Source organism: Chryseobacterium sp. WG14 (assembly GCF_024586945.1).
GTDB lineage: Bacteria > Bacteroidota > Bacteroidia > Flavobacteriales > Weeksellaceae > Chryseobacterium.
This window is the reverse complement of sequence record NZ_JALCZD010000001.1, coordinates 179,811-197,392: the sequence shown is the minus strand read 5'-3', so window position 1 is coordinate 197,392 and position 17,582 is coordinate 179,811. Positions and strand designations below refer to the sequence as shown.

General features: G+C 33.2%; 12 protein-coding genes. 8 read left to right on the top strand and 4 right to left on the bottom strand.

The genetic code is table 11. The features are described 5' to 3' along the window. Positions 1 to 14 precede the first annotated feature (14 nt). Genes dptH through MP478_RS00805 form a run of 4 tightly spaced genes read right to left on the bottom strand, consistent with a single transcriptional unit; the run spans position 15 to position 8,642 of the window. The gene (dptH, locus tag MP478_RS00820) at positions 15 to 5,147 is read right to left on the bottom strand and encodes a DNA phosphorothioation-dependent restriction protein DptH (protein ID WP_257199288.1); all 5,133 of its coding nucleotides are present in this window, start codon (positions 5,145 to 5,147) and stop codon (positions 15 to 17) included. Further along, positions 5,119 to 6,603: a DNA phosphorothioation-dependent restriction protein DptG gene (gene dptG, locus MP478_RS00815; protein WP_257199287.1), complete on the bottom strand. Its 1,485-nt coding sequence runs from the start codon at positions 6,601 to 6,603 to the stop codon at positions 5,119 to 5,121. Before dptG ends, dptH begins: the two co-directional genes overlap by 29 nt. Beyond that, positions 6,600 to 8,327, bottom strand: coding sequence for a DNA phosphorothioation-dependent restriction protein DptF (gene dptF / locus MP478_RS00810; protein WP_257199286.1), 1,728 nt, complete (start codon positions 8,325 to 8,327; stop codon positions 6,600 to 6,602). Before dptF ends, dptG begins: the two co-directional genes overlap by 4 nt. Before the next feature lie 60 nt (positions 8,328 to 8,387). Further along, positions 8,388 to 8,642, bottom strand: coding sequence for a helix-turn-helix transcriptional regulator (locus MP478_RS00805; protein WP_257199285.1), 255 nt, complete (start codon positions 8,640 to 8,642; stop codon positions 8,388 to 8,390). A 319-nt stretch (positions 8,643 to 8,961) separates the two neighbouring features. On the opposite strand from MP478_RS00805, the gene MP478_RS00800 reads away from it, so the two are divergent. The 8 genes from MP478_RS00800 (at position 8,962) to MP478_RS00765 (ending at position 17,551) form a co-directional block, all read left to right on the top strand. Beyond that, positions 8,962 to 10,095 (top strand): 1-acyl-sn-glycerol-3-phosphate acyltransferase, encoded by a 1,134-nt coding sequence (locus tag MP478_RS00800; RefSeq protein ID WP_257190638.1) that lies wholly within the window; start codon positions 8,962 to 8,964, stop codon positions 10,093 to 10,095. A gap of 728 nt (positions 10,096 to 10,823) precedes the next feature. Then, positions 10,824 to 11,807 carry an L-histidine N(alpha)-methyltransferase gene (gene egtD, locus MP478_RS00795; protein WP_257199284.1) on the top strand — a complete coding sequence of 328 codons (984 nt, stop codon included), beginning with the start codon at positions 10,824 to 10,826 and terminating at the stop codon, positions 11,805 to 11,807. 66 nt (positions 11,808 to 11,873) lie between these two features. After that, positions 11,874 to 13,049, top strand: coding sequence for an ergothioneine biosynthesis protein EgtB (gene egtB / locus MP478_RS00790; RefSeq protein ID WP_257199283.1), 1,176 nt, complete (start codon positions 11,874 to 11,876; stop codon positions 13,047 to 13,049). A gap of 9 nt (positions 13,050 to 13,058) precedes the next feature. Further along, positions 13,059 to 13,979, top strand: a complete 921-nt coding sequence (locus MP478_RS00785) for an ABC transporter ATP-binding protein (protein ID WP_257199282.1) — start codon at positions 13,059 to 13,061, stop codon at positions 13,977 to 13,979. After that, a complete protein-coding gene (locus tag MP478_RS00780) occupies positions 13,976 to 15,541 on the top strand; it encodes an ABC transporter permease/substrate-binding protein (RefSeq protein ID WP_257199281.1) in 1,566 nt (521 codons plus the stop codon). The genes MP478_RS00785 and MP478_RS00780 overlap by 4 nt, the downstream gene beginning before the upstream one ends. Before the next feature lie 147 nt (positions 15,542 to 15,688). Beyond that, positions 15,689 to 16,456 (top strand): hypothetical protein, encoded by a 768-nt coding sequence (locus MP478_RS00775; RefSeq protein ID WP_257199280.1) that lies wholly within the window; start codon positions 15,689 to 15,691, stop codon positions 16,454 to 16,456. Positions 16,457 to 16,461: 5 nt separating this feature from the next. After that, complete coding sequence (locus MP478_RS00770; protein ID WP_257199279.1) at positions 16,462 to 16,932, top strand: hypothetical protein; 471 nt, start codon at positions 16,462 to 16,464, stop codon at positions 16,930 to 16,932. Between the two features lie 73 nt (positions 16,933 to 17,005). Then, entirely contained in the window at positions 17,006 to 17,551 is a 546-nt protein-coding gene (locus MP478_RS00765; protein ID WP_257199278.1) for a hypothetical protein, read from the top strand. The last annotated feature ends 31 nt before the right edge of the window (positions 17,552 to 17,582 follow it).

The following is a 17,582-nucleotide window of genomic DNA, read 5'->3' as shown; positions in this document are numbered from 1 at the left end:
ATTAGTTTTTAAGTTTATAATTCCCAAAAAGCTTTATCCCTAATCAAAATCGGCTCCGAACCAGCCAAATTAACAATACTTTGATGCTTTTCTAAATCCTTTATCGTTTTAATTAAATTTTCTTTTTGCGTCTTATTATCCAGTGAAAATAAAGATTCTACTTCCTTCATTTTAATTTCATTCACACGATGGATAACCCAGGTTAAAATATAATTGGAATATTCATTTTCACCGGTAGCAAAATGATTGAGAAATTGAGTTGACAGGATAGTTCCTACCCCAAATTCTCTCCCTTCCTTCAATATTTTACGAATAGAATTAAAATTTTTACTCAGAAAATTATCTGCTTCATCCACTAAAATCATTTTTCTGATCTCCCTATCACTTCCATTGATCGTACTATGCCCAAGATGCTGCATTTGTGTATAAAAGGCGTCTAATGTAATTGCTACAATTAAATTCTGAATCGATTCATCATAGCCAGATAAATTAATGACAACAATACCTTCAATCAATGAATATAAAGACTGTGTTTTTGCTGTATCCGGTTCAAATATTTCAAATTCAGAAAGATTTGAAATGGCAGCATATAGACTATCCTGTGAATTGTTTTCATGGCTTAGATAAATATCACACACATCACCTAAAGTAGGCGGAGCCTGCGTCCAAGAATTTCGATCAGCTTTGACAATTCCTTTGCTTTCGTAAGCTTCTACAATAACATCTCTTAGACGCTGTTTCTGAACATTTCCTAAATTAAAAGCATTCGATATTGTTTCTTTTAAATCATTAGCCGTGTGCAATGGTAGCATTGGTTTAGATTTCTCATCTGCATCTAAAGCCAATGGATTATAAGGTAAATGATAAGGATGTAAAACCTTGGCATTTGTTTTATTCACAAAATCATCTTTAATATAATCCCCTTTATAATCAAAGATTAGAATCCCTAATCTTTCATTTCCAATATTTTTATCTGCATTAGCATTCAATTGGGTGATCAATGATTTAGTAAATTGTGTCTTTCCAGTTCCCATTGTTCCAATAATACCTGTATTAGTGTGCATTACTTTATTGGTATTATTAGGCTCCCAAAAAACTTTTTTAGAATTATTCAGATTAGTTCCGAATTCTATTTTAATCCCTTCAGCAGTATTATTAGTTACTTTTTTTTTTTCTAATTCTTGAGAAGATTCTGTTTCTAAATCATTGTTGGGTTCGTTAATAAATTCACTTAATATAAGTGGATCCGAATCAGACATAGTTTGTTCAAATGCATTAATCAGTAAACAACCTTTATTAATAGTAGTTTCTGTATCATGAAAAAACTGAATAAGATCATCAACAGATTTCACTAAAAATTCATATCCATCTGTTTCCAATAACTCCACGTGCATATAATTGTCATTTGTGCTTATCTTTCTGCTAAACTTATCTGTTGCAAAATGAATTAGTCCAAATGAACCAATTATCGACTCTAAACGATTATTGATTATAAAATTGTTGTTCAGCAAATCTTTACGATAGTCATTGAAAATAATACTCCAGTCTTGATTATCCCACACATTGAAAAGTTGCATTTTTTCTGCATTTGTAAGCACTATTTTCGCAAAAAAATTCTTGTAGAATTCGCTTAAAAAACCTTCTTTACTTAAGTGTTCACGCAGTAAAGAAGCAGTATGTTCTCCTTGTTCAATACCTTTTCTAACAAGAGAATTTTTACCAATTTTTAATTCTACAGGATATAAATGCATTAATAATTCATCATTATCTTTTTCTAATCCTATGAATAGCAGATCATCACTGAAAGATCCATTGGCTCCAAGATTCTTAGTAGAAAATAATCCATCACCCATATTTAAACCGGCATTTCCTGAAACTCGTAGAATTTCTTCCAGGGAAATTGGAACCCAAATTATATTAGGATGATACAATATAGATAAAGTAGATTTTATTCCGGAAAGTAAACTCAGCTTTTCTCGAGGAAACTGGCTACTTTGACGAATAAGTTTCAACAACCATTCTCCATTGATTGCATTGAAAAAATTAATAATACTATTCGTATCATTAGTTTCAAACTGCACATGATGTTTTTGTAAAAACTCTTTGACCACAACTTCATATTGATCTGTCTTCTGACTTACTGTAATAGCATCATACCCATTTGAATTATTATACTGATCACTGTAGTGAATAATCACTAAATTCTTACTTTCTTTGAAAAAATCAAGATCTACCTTAGGGTCAATATAAGTGACCCATTGAGAAGATTTATATAATTTTTCAAGATTTTCTTTGACATCATAATTGATAGAAGTACAAAGCGCTTTACTTTTTTCATAAGGATCACCATTATTAGCAACACGAACAAAAGCATTATAGAGACTTGCCAATTTTGTAAGCTGGTTAGGATTATCAGGTAAATCTAATGTCCCAAATCCTGTTCTATAATTTTCTGCTGTCGGTGTAGAAACTACATCCGCCATTAATCCATTAAATGATACTCCAGTCTTTATTAAACGTAGGTCATCATATGATCTTTCTGTTTTAGTGACATCAAATTGATAAAAAGTAATATGAGCATACTCGTAATCTTCATTTTTTTGAGGCTCATTTTTAGAGTAAAACTTTACTTGATCAAAAAAAGCATTTAATAAGTCATCTTTTTCAAAATTCTTAGGCTTTAAATCAATTCTCAGATGCTTTTCTACATCTTCTACATTCTCATAAAATGTAAGCTCTTCAAATTTCGTAACAATTTTATGTGAGCCATAAATATTTACTTCAATAGGGTATAAATCAGATATTTTTTTATTTATATTATTATTCAAATATTTTCTATAATATTCAAAAATACCTTCTACAACTTCCTTACAATCCCCTAAATTGACAACATTGATTTTGACAGGAGACCTTACAGACTGATTAAAAATAAAATCGAAATTAGTTGTAAAATCTTTTATTTTATCAGCAACTAGATTTGACACATAATTTTTAGGAACAGCTTGCTTAGAGTTTAGATAGATTGAATAATACAACCATTCTGGTGAATGATTAGATTCTATTGGAATATACACTTCATTAGGCTTACCCTCTATATAAGGAATCAGATTGTAAGGATTTAACCGTTTTAATATAGCATTATAAATATCTTCATCTCTTAAATCATTGTTTAATTGAAGTTGATAGGCTACATTTATAGGGTGTAGTGGACTCAATTTTATTTTCTCTTCTCCAACATTTTCTTTAACTACCCCTAACCATAATAGATTTTTCTGAACAGGTTTTAAAGATTTATTTTCTTCAAATTGTTCCAATTGACTTATGAAGCAATTTATATATTCTAATGAAATTTGTTTCAATTCCTCACTAAAATAAACTAAACTAGGTTGTGCTTGCTTAGACCTATAGTAATTTCTTAAATTATTAAAAGCAAATTTTATCTCATCACTTAGCTCTACATCTTTATCAGAAATTTCATTATCATAACCTAGTTCCCAGGAATATGAATCAGAATTTATGATGTGATACTCGTGAATCAAATTTACTCTAAACTCTTCACGTATTGTCCTTTCATTATTTTTAAATAATAATTTTATGATGTCTCCCTCCTGTATATACTTGAAATCTGTGCGATTTATTCTTTTTTCTTTCCATACTTCAAGCCCAGAAATAAGCTTAGGCAACTCAAAATCAGTTTTGAGTGCAATGGGAACTATAATATCTGAAAAATCAATATTAAAAAAAATAACATCTTCTTGGGATAAAGATGGGTCATAATCCAAAACTATTTTTTCATCAGCATTAACTTTGAATGTTTTATCTAAGCTTAAAAGTTGGTTAGACTGAATATTGCCTTCTGGGTTAAAGATAAAAGTTTGAGTTTCTTTGATCTGTAGGTAAGAAGATGATCTGTTAATTTTGATCTGAAAATTTCCTTCAAATTCAGAAATAACACTTTCTTTAAAAGGTAAATGTAAAATCTTAATAAAATATTTTTTATCAGTCTCAAAATCTCTATACTCGATTAGGCTAAATAAACTTTCCGGATTAAACTTAACAAATTCAATAACTATATTATACCCACTATTAGTAACTTTAATATTCTCAGATCCAATCCTTACTCTAAGACCTTCCTTTTTTATAAATTGGTCATATCTTGCACTCAATTTAAAGGAAAGATCGAGTGATGGATTAAAAACAATAAGATTTATATTTCTTTTTTTAGAAGCCGAATCACCATCAGCTTTGTACCAAAAATTTTGAAGTAAATTATCCCCGGTAATCGATTGGAAATTCGGAGGTGTCTTCTCTTTTTCACCATCCATCCATTTTACTAATTGTGAATAATCACATTTATTCCAACCTTCAGCAACTAGAGTTTTAATTGCTGAATCAGGAAGTTCTTGATCTAAATCAGTTGTTGGATCCCCATTTAAAAAAATGTTTTCAAATCTTTCATATAGATTAAAATTTCCATGGAGATCCTTTATTATAGCATCGTTTTTTTTAGTACATAATTCTTCGTGTGAAAAAAGACCTAAAGAATTAAAATCTTCTTTTTCAAATGTTTTTTTAGTAAGTGCATTGATTACAGACTCATAATCAAAAATTGAATTATTATCCTCAACAACGCTTTTAGTTTTCCTTTCTGAAACAAATTTCAAAATAACTTTCTCATAGTCTAATAAAGAATCATTTTGATCAATATCCTTTTCAATTCGTTTTTTAAATACTGAATGATGCAGAGGCATCCCCTCTTTACTCAAACTACTGCTTCCTCCTAATAAACTATCAAGCTTTCCACTAAATAAAATTAATATGGCTGTATTCTCAAATTTGTCACTTTGTTCTGCAACTTTATTTCTAAGCATTGTAAGATAATCCTCAGATGCTTTTAAACTTGAAGCAATAATAACCTGAACATCGTCAATGATTAAACTGGAAGTAGAATACTCTTCACCACCATCGGGATGTATATAAGAGAAGGACATAGAATTTTCGGATAAGCTACTAAAAAGTTGAAACATTTGATTTTCATCTTCCAGATAAAAATTATAACGCTCTCCTGATTGAATTCTTTGTTCCGTAAAAAATTCTATTATTAAATCTGAAATATACTTATATAGTTGATTTGACGTATTGTGCATCTCCGCTATCACTTTTTTTCTCTATTAAATTAATTTTTTCAAACAACTTGATGATTTCTAATTTTGACATTTCATCAAATGCTATTCCTCGTTCACTTAATTTTTCCCACAAAGTTTTTAGTCTGATTTTATCTTGTTTTCCAATACAAAGTTTTGTTAGGAAAAGTAAAAGCTCTTGAGATAGTACAGTTGTATTTCCTAGCCTGCCTCTATTTTTCGTGTAATTTAATTTTCCGAATTGTAAATACCATTGGGCATATTTTTGATCAGCATGTTCCCGTTGTGTATTATCGAATTGATACTTTATCAAAAAGTATAATGTAAAAATATTTTTGCTTATTTGACTAGTAAACATTTTTGCTGAAAGTTCGATATTCAACTTGTTTTCACATTCTTCCCAGCTTCCACTTGTTAAGGGAATACTCTCTTTATAAAAAGAACTTATCTCAATAATATATTCTCTAAGCTCTTTTTTATTTTCTTCTGTTAATTCATCATAGATTGTAACAAGATCATTATAATTCTTAATTGTAGAACCATCAATATAGATATAGTTCAACAATTCTAAAGTATTTGCATGATAGAAAAGATTAGATGAATATTTATTTAGTTCTTTCCAGCCCAACGAATGATTTCTCAATCTCGATTCAGACAATGTTTCCCAATCCATTGTAAAATAAATTGGTCTAATTCTTTTTTCATTTCTTCCAAAATCATTTAAATTAATTACCAACTGATTTAAATAATGGAAATAATAATATTTAAAAAAATCCTCAACATGTTTTAGAAATAAAGATCTATTACTTGATAAAAAAGTAAAATCATCATTAAATTGTTCCTTTATTTCAGGGAAAAAATTCTCATATCCTTCTTCTATTGAAGAGGCTGGTTTCGAATTTACATTAGGAAGATCAGGAAAATTATCAATTATTAATTGTGATAAAATATTTTCAGCTTCTGTATCAACATTTAAATTAGCTTCTCTTTCAATATCTTTTAAAAATATATCAGATATAAATGTAGAAATTTCTTTAACAGCATTAAGAGACTTACCTGAAGTGATAAAATTCATATAAGGTAAAGTTTTTATATGAAATTTCACTAAGCTATTGTCTTCATCAAAGAATAATTGTGTTAAAATATTTTTTAGCTGCTCAGTATAATCTGTTTCAACATTCCCGATTGCTGAATTTAGAATATTTTCTTTTAAATTAACTTTAAAAGAATCTTTTGAATCTTCAAATTCAATTTGGGCCTTACCATTTGATAACCGGAAAATCTCTCCAGTTATTCCTTGAAAAGATTTGAAATCATCTCCTAATGAATCTCCAGCCGGATTTGTTTTGAAAGGTAATAGTTTAATTTGTCTTCCAGTAATATGTCTAAAAGTACTTTTAAACACATATCTGGATTTCACATGATCAATTCCTCCTTTAAATAATTCTATTTTTTTCATTTTATCTGAAAGTTGTAATCCCCAAATTCATCCATTGAAAATGTATAATCTATCTCTTGTCCAATATTTACTTCATCTATGTATAAAGTAGAGTTTTCTTTATTTTGATTAATAAGTTTATTTATGATATCTACAAAATATACATAGTTATTGTTATCTTTTTTGTTCGGTTTATAGCCTTTTAGAATCATCTTCAATAGTTTGAATAAGCTATAATCAACATGAATTTTTGGTACTCCTATATAAGATAGACAAAATTCTTGCGAAAATTTATTATGCTTAATTTCTGTTTTTATATTTGTTTTTTGCGTTTTAAGATCTGGAGTTGCTTTAAAGTCTTTGAAAATTCTATACTGACTTTGTTTTTTTCCCACATTGATAATGACTTTCCCATTACTTTTAGGATTACCATTCCAATTTTTTGCTGCATTTTCAACTAAAAGGTAAATACTTTTAAATTTAGGATTATTGTTATAGTGAAACAACCAAGTCATATATTCATCATAATCTTCATCTCGAAGATATTCTTGACTAGAATAATTACTAAAATAATTAAGCCTCAAAAACAATTTTGAAAGATTTGTTGCTAGAATATATTCTTGATTAATTAAAAAATCAATTTTGTATAAATAGTTCGGATTAATATAATCAGAAAAAACAGCCATTGCCTCTTCTACATTCATTAAAGTCAATAAAATATCATCTGTAACAGCTGTTCTGTTTATGCAAGGATCTAAACTTTCAATTTTACTGAATAAACTTGAAAGTTCAGGATGCTCAAATAAATAATTAGGAATCAAATTAGTTAGCATCTCATCCGCGTTCATCATTCCAATCTCATCATAATAATCTGTATATTTTATACTACCAAGGTTGATTGGAACCAAAATATCATAAATGAAATTAAGTAATGTTCGGATAGAAACAATCTCTTTACTTTTTACAATTGCTTTGATGATAAATTGAGAAATTATTAACCTATTATTTTCATCAAAAAGAAACTCATAATTATAAAGAATTGGGCAAAATATTTTTTCATCTAAACTTATCTTATAATCCAAGTATGCTCGGTGAATGCTATTAGCTTCATGATCAGTTACGATCTTTTCCAAAATAGTCATTATTACTTCTGATTCTGCTCCTTCTCCAGTTAATGAATAAAGATGATAATCAGTAAAATTAATATGATTAAAATTCTTACTTACATCAGGTATTTCATCCTGAGGAAGCTCAGCATCCAAAATTTTATATTGTGTAATATACTCTCTAAGAGAATTGAATTCTTCACCATAAGAATCTATAAACTTGCTTAAAGTTCCTAAGTTTATAGCAAGTATTATTTTATCTTTAGATTGATCTAAATTTTCATCTCTGAATCCATTTAGAACTTTATATAATGTGGCATTAGAAGATTCATTTGGATTATGAGATTCGGTAGCATCATTATGGATTTTAAATTGGGAGATTGTATCTTTTAATTCATTATGGAGATAAGAAAGTATATGTGATTTTCCATCGCCAACATTTCCACAAACTAAAATTAATTGTGCATGCTCTGATGTACTGCTTTTAAGAATAATATTTTTTAATTCTTTTTCTACTTCTCTCTCTATATGCAGGTATTTTTTGAATTCATCTAAATCATATTTATCACCTTGCGCGATAGCATGACGAGATGATTCTTTGAGTTTTTGTAACTCTGTAATTAATGGGTGATTTTCCATTTGGTTATTAGTTTCTGTACTTAACAATATAAACTCCAATTTTATAGTTAGAATATCTTTTTATTCTTCTTTGAAAATGGGATCATCAAAAAAATCCTTTAAAGTAATATTGATAATTTTACAGATTCGATTAATACTGTAAATTGTCATTCCTCGGTCGTTATTAATGTTTTCCCAACTATTTAGAAGTTGTCTGTCCATCTCATTATCAGTTGCAAACTTTGATTGAATATTACCTGATTCGGATCTTATTTTCTTCAAACGTTTTGCAATCTTAATTCTTAATAACTTATCTTCTTCACTTAATTTTGCCATCAGGCAATTTTGTAAAATATTTAAAATTTTTAGTAATGCATATGAATTACAAATTCTCTTAACAGTGAAAATTAAAAACATTATATAATTTTATGGAAACCCGTAATTTATATCGTTTTTAATATTTATTTTCATACCCAAATATTTTTTCATTAGCACGAGTGAAATATAAGAGAAATGCTATCTAATATAAAAACTATAATTAATTTTCTGCCTGCTATATATTCTAAGCCAATCATAATACTTTCATCTACATTCTACGGCATTCTCATATAATTTTTGTTCTTTTGCAAAAAGGTTTTAAATTTTAAATAATTGCATGTCGAAGTTTGATGAAATCCGGTATTTCCATGATCAGGAGGTGAATGAAGCGTTAGGGAGTGTATCCCGCGACCCTATGATGAAAGCGCTGATGAATTTTACTTTTCCAGATACGGATGAGCAAATTTGGCTGGAACAGTTTAAAAATATTCATTCCATCAGTGATTTTCAGAGGCATTTTATAGCACAGACCGTTCGTCAGATCCTTACAAAAAGTTCTGATGGTTTGACGACTTCAGGTTTCGATCAGCTGGATAAAAATACCCCTTACCTTTTCATTTCGAATCACAGGGATATTGTGTTGGACACTTCCCTACTTAACCTTGCATTACTGGAGAGCGGCCACATTATGACCGCTTCAGCCATTGGTGACAACCTTGTTGGGAGAAAGTTTCTGAATGTATTAGCCAAACTGAACCGTAACTTTTTAGTTCAGAGAGGGCTGTCGCTGCGTGATCAGCTTAAAAGTTCACAGATCATGTCCGAATATATTGAGCAGCAATTACACCAGGAAAAGCGTTCCGTATGGATTGCCCAGCGTGAAGGCCGTGCCAAAGACGGTAATGATGCTACTCAGCAAGGGGTTTTAAAAATGCTGGCAATGGCAGCGGGAGATCAGTCCCTAACAGATTATTTTAAATCCTTAAAGATTGTTCCCATCTCCATCTCCTATGAATATGACCCTACCGATTCTTTAAAAATGCCTCAACTGCTGGCCAAACACAGGGAAGAGGAATACATAAAAGGTAAAAATGAAGATTTTACCACCATGCTTAGTGGTATATTGGGTCAAAAGAAAAGAATTCATCTCCATGCCGGTCATGTCATTGACAAAGAACTGGATGATATTGCAGCTACCATTGAGAATAAAAATAAGCAGCTCCAGGCTGTTGCACAGATCATTGATGATTCCATTATCCGGAATTATAAGCTATGGCCAACGAAATTTATAGCCTATGATCTGCTTCACAATACCCATACCTATGCTTCACAGTATACCGAGCAGGAAAAACAACTGTTTATCCGAAGGCTGGAGATGCGTATTGACCCGTCAGATCCCATTTCAAAAGAACATTTCCTGTCGATGTATGCCAATCCGTTAATCAATAAAATAAAGCTTGAAGAAAATTAATTTTTCTCCACAGATTGAGCACATTTTTCTGATATTTTTTTTAAACACTTGAGTTCACTTTAGAAAGTCAGGAACTTATGACATATTAGTAAGTACACTTTAAGAAAATCAGAGATTTTCAAAAAATTTATGTGAACTTCTCAGTAGTTTATTTGTAACTCCATTCTCCTAAAGTGTTCCTAAACCTTTTGTGACTTTCGGCTACGTTGCATCTTCGATTTGTGGTTATAGCTTTCTCCAGGCAACTCACATAGATTTACATATCTATTATATGCCATGCCAGTCGATTTTGATAAAGCTTACGTTTTTCCATACAGCTTATTCAGCGACAAAGTTGCTCTTCTTTGTTGCCTTATAATAAAACGTTCTAATCACTATTCCTTTGCGTTACATAAATCACAGATTACTTGCTGGAAATTTATGATTTCCTTGCGCCTTAAAACAGCACATTATTTAAAAACCTTTGCGCCCTTGCGTTTTCCAACCTATAATACCTATTAAAAATCCCTTACAAATCCTTTTACAAGAGCGTTTTACATTTCCAAATCAATCCATGAATCTCATACGTTTTTTCCAGAAAAAAGTCCCATATATTTTAAAAACATGATGAAATTCAATCTATTAAAAATAAAATTGTCTATATTTAAATTAATAAAATATCAGAGGAATTCGATGTTTTGAAAGGCAAGATAATTGCAGTTATCTAAAAACCACACAAAATAAGACCTATGAATGTACAGTTAGATTCACATGCTAAAACTGAAAATTATTCTATTGATTATTTTCGTCCGGATGTTTTAAACGGCTTACAAAGCACTCCCAAAAAGTTATCTTCAAAATACTTTTACGATAAAATTGGAGATCGTCTTTTCCAGAAAATTATGGCTATGCCTGAATATTACCTTACCCGTTGTGAGCTTGATATTTTTAAAAATAAAACAGATGAACTGGCAGGCCTCCTCATTCCTGAAAATGATTCTTTCGATTTGATTGAATTGGGAGCTGGTGATGCCATGAAATCTACCTATTTACTTGAATACTTGGTCAAAAAAGGAGCTGACTTTACGTATATGCCCATTGATATTTCAGGGAATATCCTTTCCATACTTTATAAAAAATTAAGCAGTCAGTTTCCGGCAATGGAAGTAACCTGCCTGGAAGGTGATTATTTTGAGATGCTTCAAAAGGCGGCTTCATTATCCAACAGAAGAAAAGTGATTTTATTTTTAGGAAGTAATATTGGAAATATGTCCCTGGAGGAAGCTGAAAGTTTCTGTTTGCATCTGAATAAAAACCTGTCTCCAAAAGATCGTGTATTGGTTGGTTTTGATCTTAAAAAAAATCCCCACATTATTTTGGGTGCCTATAACGATAAGGACGGGATTACAGCTGCCTTTAATCTTAATCTCCTTACACGCATCAATAACGAACTGGAAGGAAATTTTGATCTGGAACAATTTCAGCATTACCAAACCTATGATCCCGTAAGCGGAGCCTGCAGAAGCTTTCTGATAAGCCTTAAAAATCAAAAGGTAACAATTGGAAATATCAGCATTTCATTTGAAGAACATGAACTTATCGATATGGAAATTTCTCAGAAGTTCTCTGCAGAACAGATCAGAGCATTGGGTGAGAAAGCAGGGTTTGCCATAACCGGAGAGATTAAAGATTCTAAAAAATGGTTTGTAGACAGTATCTGGCAGGTACAATAAAAGTAAAGCATCTGAAAAAAGTATTGGATGCATTCGATATAAACTACATCATTAAAACTAAAAGATATGACACCAGAGATTACCACAAAAGATATAGTGAAAAAATATACGGATATCCGCAGACGTTCAGAAGAGATCTGTGCCCCGCTGGAAATTGAGGATTATGTAGTACAGCCTATCGTTGATGTAAGTCCACCGAAATGGCATCTCGGTCATACGACCTGGTTTTTTGAAAGTTTTATTCTGGCTTCTTATTTTCCTGACTATGAAGTTTTCGATCCTCAGTATAATTTTGTTTTTAACAGTTATTATGAAACTATTGGGGCAAGAGTAATCCGTACCGACCGTGGAAACCTCAGCCGGCCTTCTGTTTCAGATATCTACCAATACCGGAAATATGTGGATGAGCATATGAAAGCTTTTCTTCAGAGCAGATTCATGACGGAAGCCATTGAGCCGCTGTTGGAACTGGGCCTGAACCATGAACAGCAGCATCAGGAATTATTAATGACTGATATTAAATATATCCTGGGGCATAATCCGCTCTTTCCCGCCTATACAAAAGAGAGGAAAATGCTAAAACCAGCCGTGGAGGAGGATACACAGATGCTCCGTTTTGCTGAAGGAGTTTATGAAATAGGCTTTCAGGGAGAAGGGTTTTGTTTTGACAATGAGCTGGGAAGACATAAAGTCTATCTTACCGGTTTTGAAATAGCCAGCCAGCTGGTGACCAATGGTGACTATTTAGCATTTATGGAAGCGGGCGGTTACACAGATTTCAGGCACTGGCATGCCGAAGGCTGGGACTGGGTGAAGCAAAATCAGGCAGAGTCTCCATTGTACTGGCATTATATTGACGGTACATGGATGAATTATACATTGAACGGATTACAGAAAGTAGATCCTGATGATGCCCTGTGCCATATCAACTTCTATGAAGCCTCTGCTTTTGCATCCTGGAAAGGAATGCGTCTTCCTACAGAAGCAGAATGGGAAGCAGCATCGGATCATTTCAACTGGGGAGACCGCTGGGAATGGACCAATTCGGCCTACCTGCCCTACCCTCATTTTAAAAAAGAAGCTGGTGCTGTGGGCGAATACAATGGAAAATTTATGGTCAATCAAATGGTTTTGCGTGGTGCTTCCATAGCTACACCTGCCGGCCATAGCAGAAATACCTACCGAAACTTTTTTCAAGCCTATTTAAAATGGCAGTTTACAGGAATCAGACTTGCCCAATAATTTTTGCCAATGATTACAGTTGAATCAGTTTCAAAAAGTTTTAATGGAAAAACCGCAGTAGATCACATTTCTTTTCAGGCCTATGATCAGGAAATACTGGTGCTCTTAGGAACCAGCGGCTGTGGTAAAACAACCACTCTTAAAATGATCAACCGGCTTATAGAAACAGATTCCGGGAATATTCTGATTGACGGCAAAAACATCCGTGATCAGAAAGCTGAAGAGCTGAGAATGGGAATAGGTTTTGTGATGCAGCATTCCGGGTTATTTCCTCACTATACCATTCAACAGAATATTGCGGTAGTTCCTGAACTGTTGAAATGGGAGAAAAAGAAAACGGAAATAAGGACTCACGAACTTTTAGCTAAGCTTCACCTTTCGGAAGAGGTACTTTCCCGGTTTCCCAATGAATTAAGTGGCGGACAGCAGCAGCGGGTTGGCATTGCCAGAGCTTTGATTGCCGATACTCCGGTTTTACTGATGGATGAACCTTTCGGAGCTCTCGACAATATTACGAAAGCAGATATCCATTCAGAATTTAAATCTTTGGAAGAGCTTAAAAGCAAAACAATAGTATTGGTTACCCATGATGTACAGGAAGCATTTGAGCTAGGTCACCGGATATGTCTGATGGATCAGGGAAAAATTGTTCAGAACGGTACTCCAAAAGAAATGCTTTATCATCCTAAAAATAATTTCGTCATCGATTTTTTTGCTGAAAGCCGGCTTTTGCTGGAATATAAAGTAACGACCTTACAGGATATTGCCCCTTTCCTGAATACTGAAGATTGGCACTACGAATCTGGCTTTTCAGAAAATACAAGTGTCTGGAATGCCTTGCAGAAATTAAGTTCAGATCACAATCATACGGGGCTGTATGAAAATCTGGTCAAAGCATTTAATCATTACAGAAAATTACAGACCGTATGACGCATCAGAGTCTTTGGCAGTTTATGGCTGAACAGCATGAAAAGTTATTAAACCAGATCATTCAGCATCTTGGCCTTACTTTTCTGTCTTTATTGCTGGCGATTATAGTAGGGCTTCCCTTAGGAATACTGATTGCCAGAAAAAGAAAACTTTCCGGTTCTGTGCTCGGTATTGCCGGTATTTTGCAGACCATTCCCAGTATTGCCCTCCTGGGTTTTATGATTCCTGTATTTGGCATCGGCCCCAAACCGGCCATTGCAGCCTTGTTAACCTATGCTCTTTTACCTATTATCCGCAATACCTATACCGGAATTACAGGCGTAGATCCTGCTGTGATTGAGTCTGCCAAAGCAATGGGAATGAACAGAAGGCAGCTGCTTTTTAAGGTTAAACTTCCTTTAGCTATGCCTGTTATCATTGCCGGAATAAGGACGGCCGCCGTTATTAATGTAGGGGTAGCCACTTTAGCTTCATTTGTAGCAGCGGGTGGTCTGGGAGAATTTATCTTTGGGGGTATTTCACTTAATAATACCAATATGATTTTGGCGGGCGCTATTCCTGCTGCATTACTGGCCATTGTATTGGATCAGGTGATTGCCATGATACAAAAATCGGGGTATCTGGTATTCCGGAAATTGAAATATATAGCACCAATTGTTCTTGTTGTCATGGCAGCCGGTTATCTGCTGACCTCTGTTTCACCTCATAAAATAAAAGCCGGTTTTACCCCGGAATTTATGGGAAGACAGGATGGTGATATCGGTCTGCGTTCTGTATATGGGCTCAATGTAAATCCATTGGTTGTCAATGATGCCATTATGTATAAAGCAGCTTATGAAAAAGAACTGGACCTCATCAGTGGCTATTCTACGGACGGGAGGATCAAAGCGTTTGACCTGTATGTACTTGATGATGATAAAAAAATATTTCCCCCATACTTTGCGGCTCCCATTATTAAAACCAAAACATTGAAAAAATTTCCGGAACTGGAAGAAACCTTAAATCTGCTGGCCGGTAAGTTCAACGATTCTATTATGACCGATTTGAATTACAGGTCTGACCACCTCAACCAGACCCCGGAAAAGATTGCAAAGGATTTTTTAATACAGAATCATCTCTATAAAAATCCCCGGAAAGGAAATTCAGGAACGGTGCGAATCGGTTCAAAAATCTTTGGGGAACAATACATTCTTGCAGAGATGTATACTATGCTTATTGAAGGATATACAGACTATAAAGCAGAAACAAAAACAGGCTTGGGAGGAACCAAAATCTGTTTTGATGCCTTAATGAATGATGCTATTGATATTTACCCTGAATACACGGGAACCGGACTTCTTGTCCTCTTACAGCCTACGCCACAAATCCTGAAAAATGTTGCCCAAAGCGCCGATAAAACCTACCGGTATGTTAAGTCAGCATTTGAAAAACAATATGGAATTCAATGGCTGAAACCACTTGGTTTTAATAATGCATATGCCTTAATGATGCGCCGAAAACAAGCTGAAGATCTGAAGATAAAAAGCATCTCTGATCTTAAGAGGTATGTAGACGGGAAGTAGTTTTCTGTATTTTGATGGACAAATAATTATTCTTTTCTGGACACCTTCCCAATCCAATCACGGTTCGAAAAAAAACACAAAATAGAGTGGATAAAATTTGAAAGGTTTTATATGGACTATCTTTACATTTGAGCTATAATTAAAAAAATGCAGAATAAAATACTTCCTTTTATGGTCTTATTATTGTTTTTGAGTTCCTGCCAGGCTCAGGATACGGATATTCTTCTGATAGATCAACTGGATAAAACATTTAGTGTTTCAAAGTTCTACCAATCGCGGTTGAAAAAAACTGATGAAATTTTATCAACCGATCTCAAAAAGATGAATAAAAACGCGGCATTAAAAGCCCTGGAAACAGCTATGTTTGAAAAAGACACGTTGGCTTTCTACGCATCAGAAGGAAGATTGCCCTCAGACTTTTATCTTGAGTCTACCAATGACTGGATGAGCAGGAAAAAGAAACCTGTCAAATATTTTGGCTATCAATATAAAACAGTAGCTTATGATGAAGCAAAAGATACTTTAGCGATTTTAAATACAGTGGTATTTCCTTCTTTGGACATGGCGGAAAACAATAAAGGAGAGTTTGCGTATCTGAATGCCAATAAGGCCTCACGAAATAAAAATGATTTTTCAGACCTGTTGAGTTTTCTACAAAAAAACAGCAAACTTGTACCTATTGAGGACAGCTCATCTGAAAAAGTAAGCTGTTGGGAAAATGAAAATTTCTACTACATCCTGTCTAAAAAAGAGGGAAAGGAGGAAGAAATCCTTTCATTCGATCATTCAGGAAACAAAAATTCTAAAATGATTGATATTTCAAACATCCGTCTCGCCATATACAGCAAAGAGTATATTCAAACTCTGAAAAAAGAAAAAGCCTACGTTCCGGAATACATCCCGGCATCTAAATAAAAGTTATGAAAAACAATATACTGACCTTATTTTTAACGGTAACGATGAGACAAAAAGTTCCGTTAGGTATTGCTCTTGTTGCGGGAACATGTATTTCATCTGCCCAGACATTTACCTCATCCAGTATCTGGTATGATATTATCCCCGGGAAACTTAACAGAGACAGCCTTTTGGTCCAAAAAGGTTTTAAAATGAAGTACAGCGGTCCCAAAAAACAGGGTGGTTTTCTGTCTTGCTATTTTAATAAAAAGTCTGATGAATGGATGTTTATTCATGCCAATGATCAGAATCAGGTCACTACCATATCTTATCTGCTGCCTACCTTACAGAAATATAAGAAAAACCTCATTGACAAAAAACAACTGCTCCCCGGAGAAGAAGTTCAGGCAATGGGGAAAACCATTCAGGAAAACAAGATCTATTATGATCTGGGTTATAGTTTTAAAAGGCCTGAATCGCCCGACCACAAGGAATGAAAATGATGATAAAATTTCTAAACCATCTTTTTCAAAAACATTATCTTCGCAGCAAATAAAAAAACCTGACAATATGAAAAAAATAATATTTCTCGCCTCAGCCGTTCTTGTATTAAATTCATGTGTAGTATCTACTGCCGCAAAAGTGGTAAAGGGAGCGGTCAATGTAAGCTACAAAGCGGTAAAAGGAACAGTAAACGGGATTAGCTGGGCCGTAAGTAAAGCCAAAGGAAAGATTGATGAAGACCGTTTAGACGGAACCTGGAAAGTAGTAGGGGTGTACCGCGGTTCTTTTGAAGATTTTTCGAAAGATCAGAATCCGGAAAGTACATTTACTTCAGACTGTACTGACAGTTTCGACCAGATTATTTTTAAAGCTAAAAAATCTAAATTCAAACCCGTACACTGCAGTTCGGGTGAGGAAGATTGGGTAAAATATGCTCTGGAGTTCGGAAAAAACCCTGTCACTAAGGAAAAGGAAAATTATATCGAGTATAATTCCAATAATTATATCTCAGTTATTGATGTCAACAACAAAACAATGGTTCTGGAAGGTAATGTGATGCCTAAACTGGCTTTTTCCGGAGCTAAGCTCTATCTTTTAGAAAAGGTAAAATAAGAGTGATATCCTCTCCTATTTTTAAATAAAT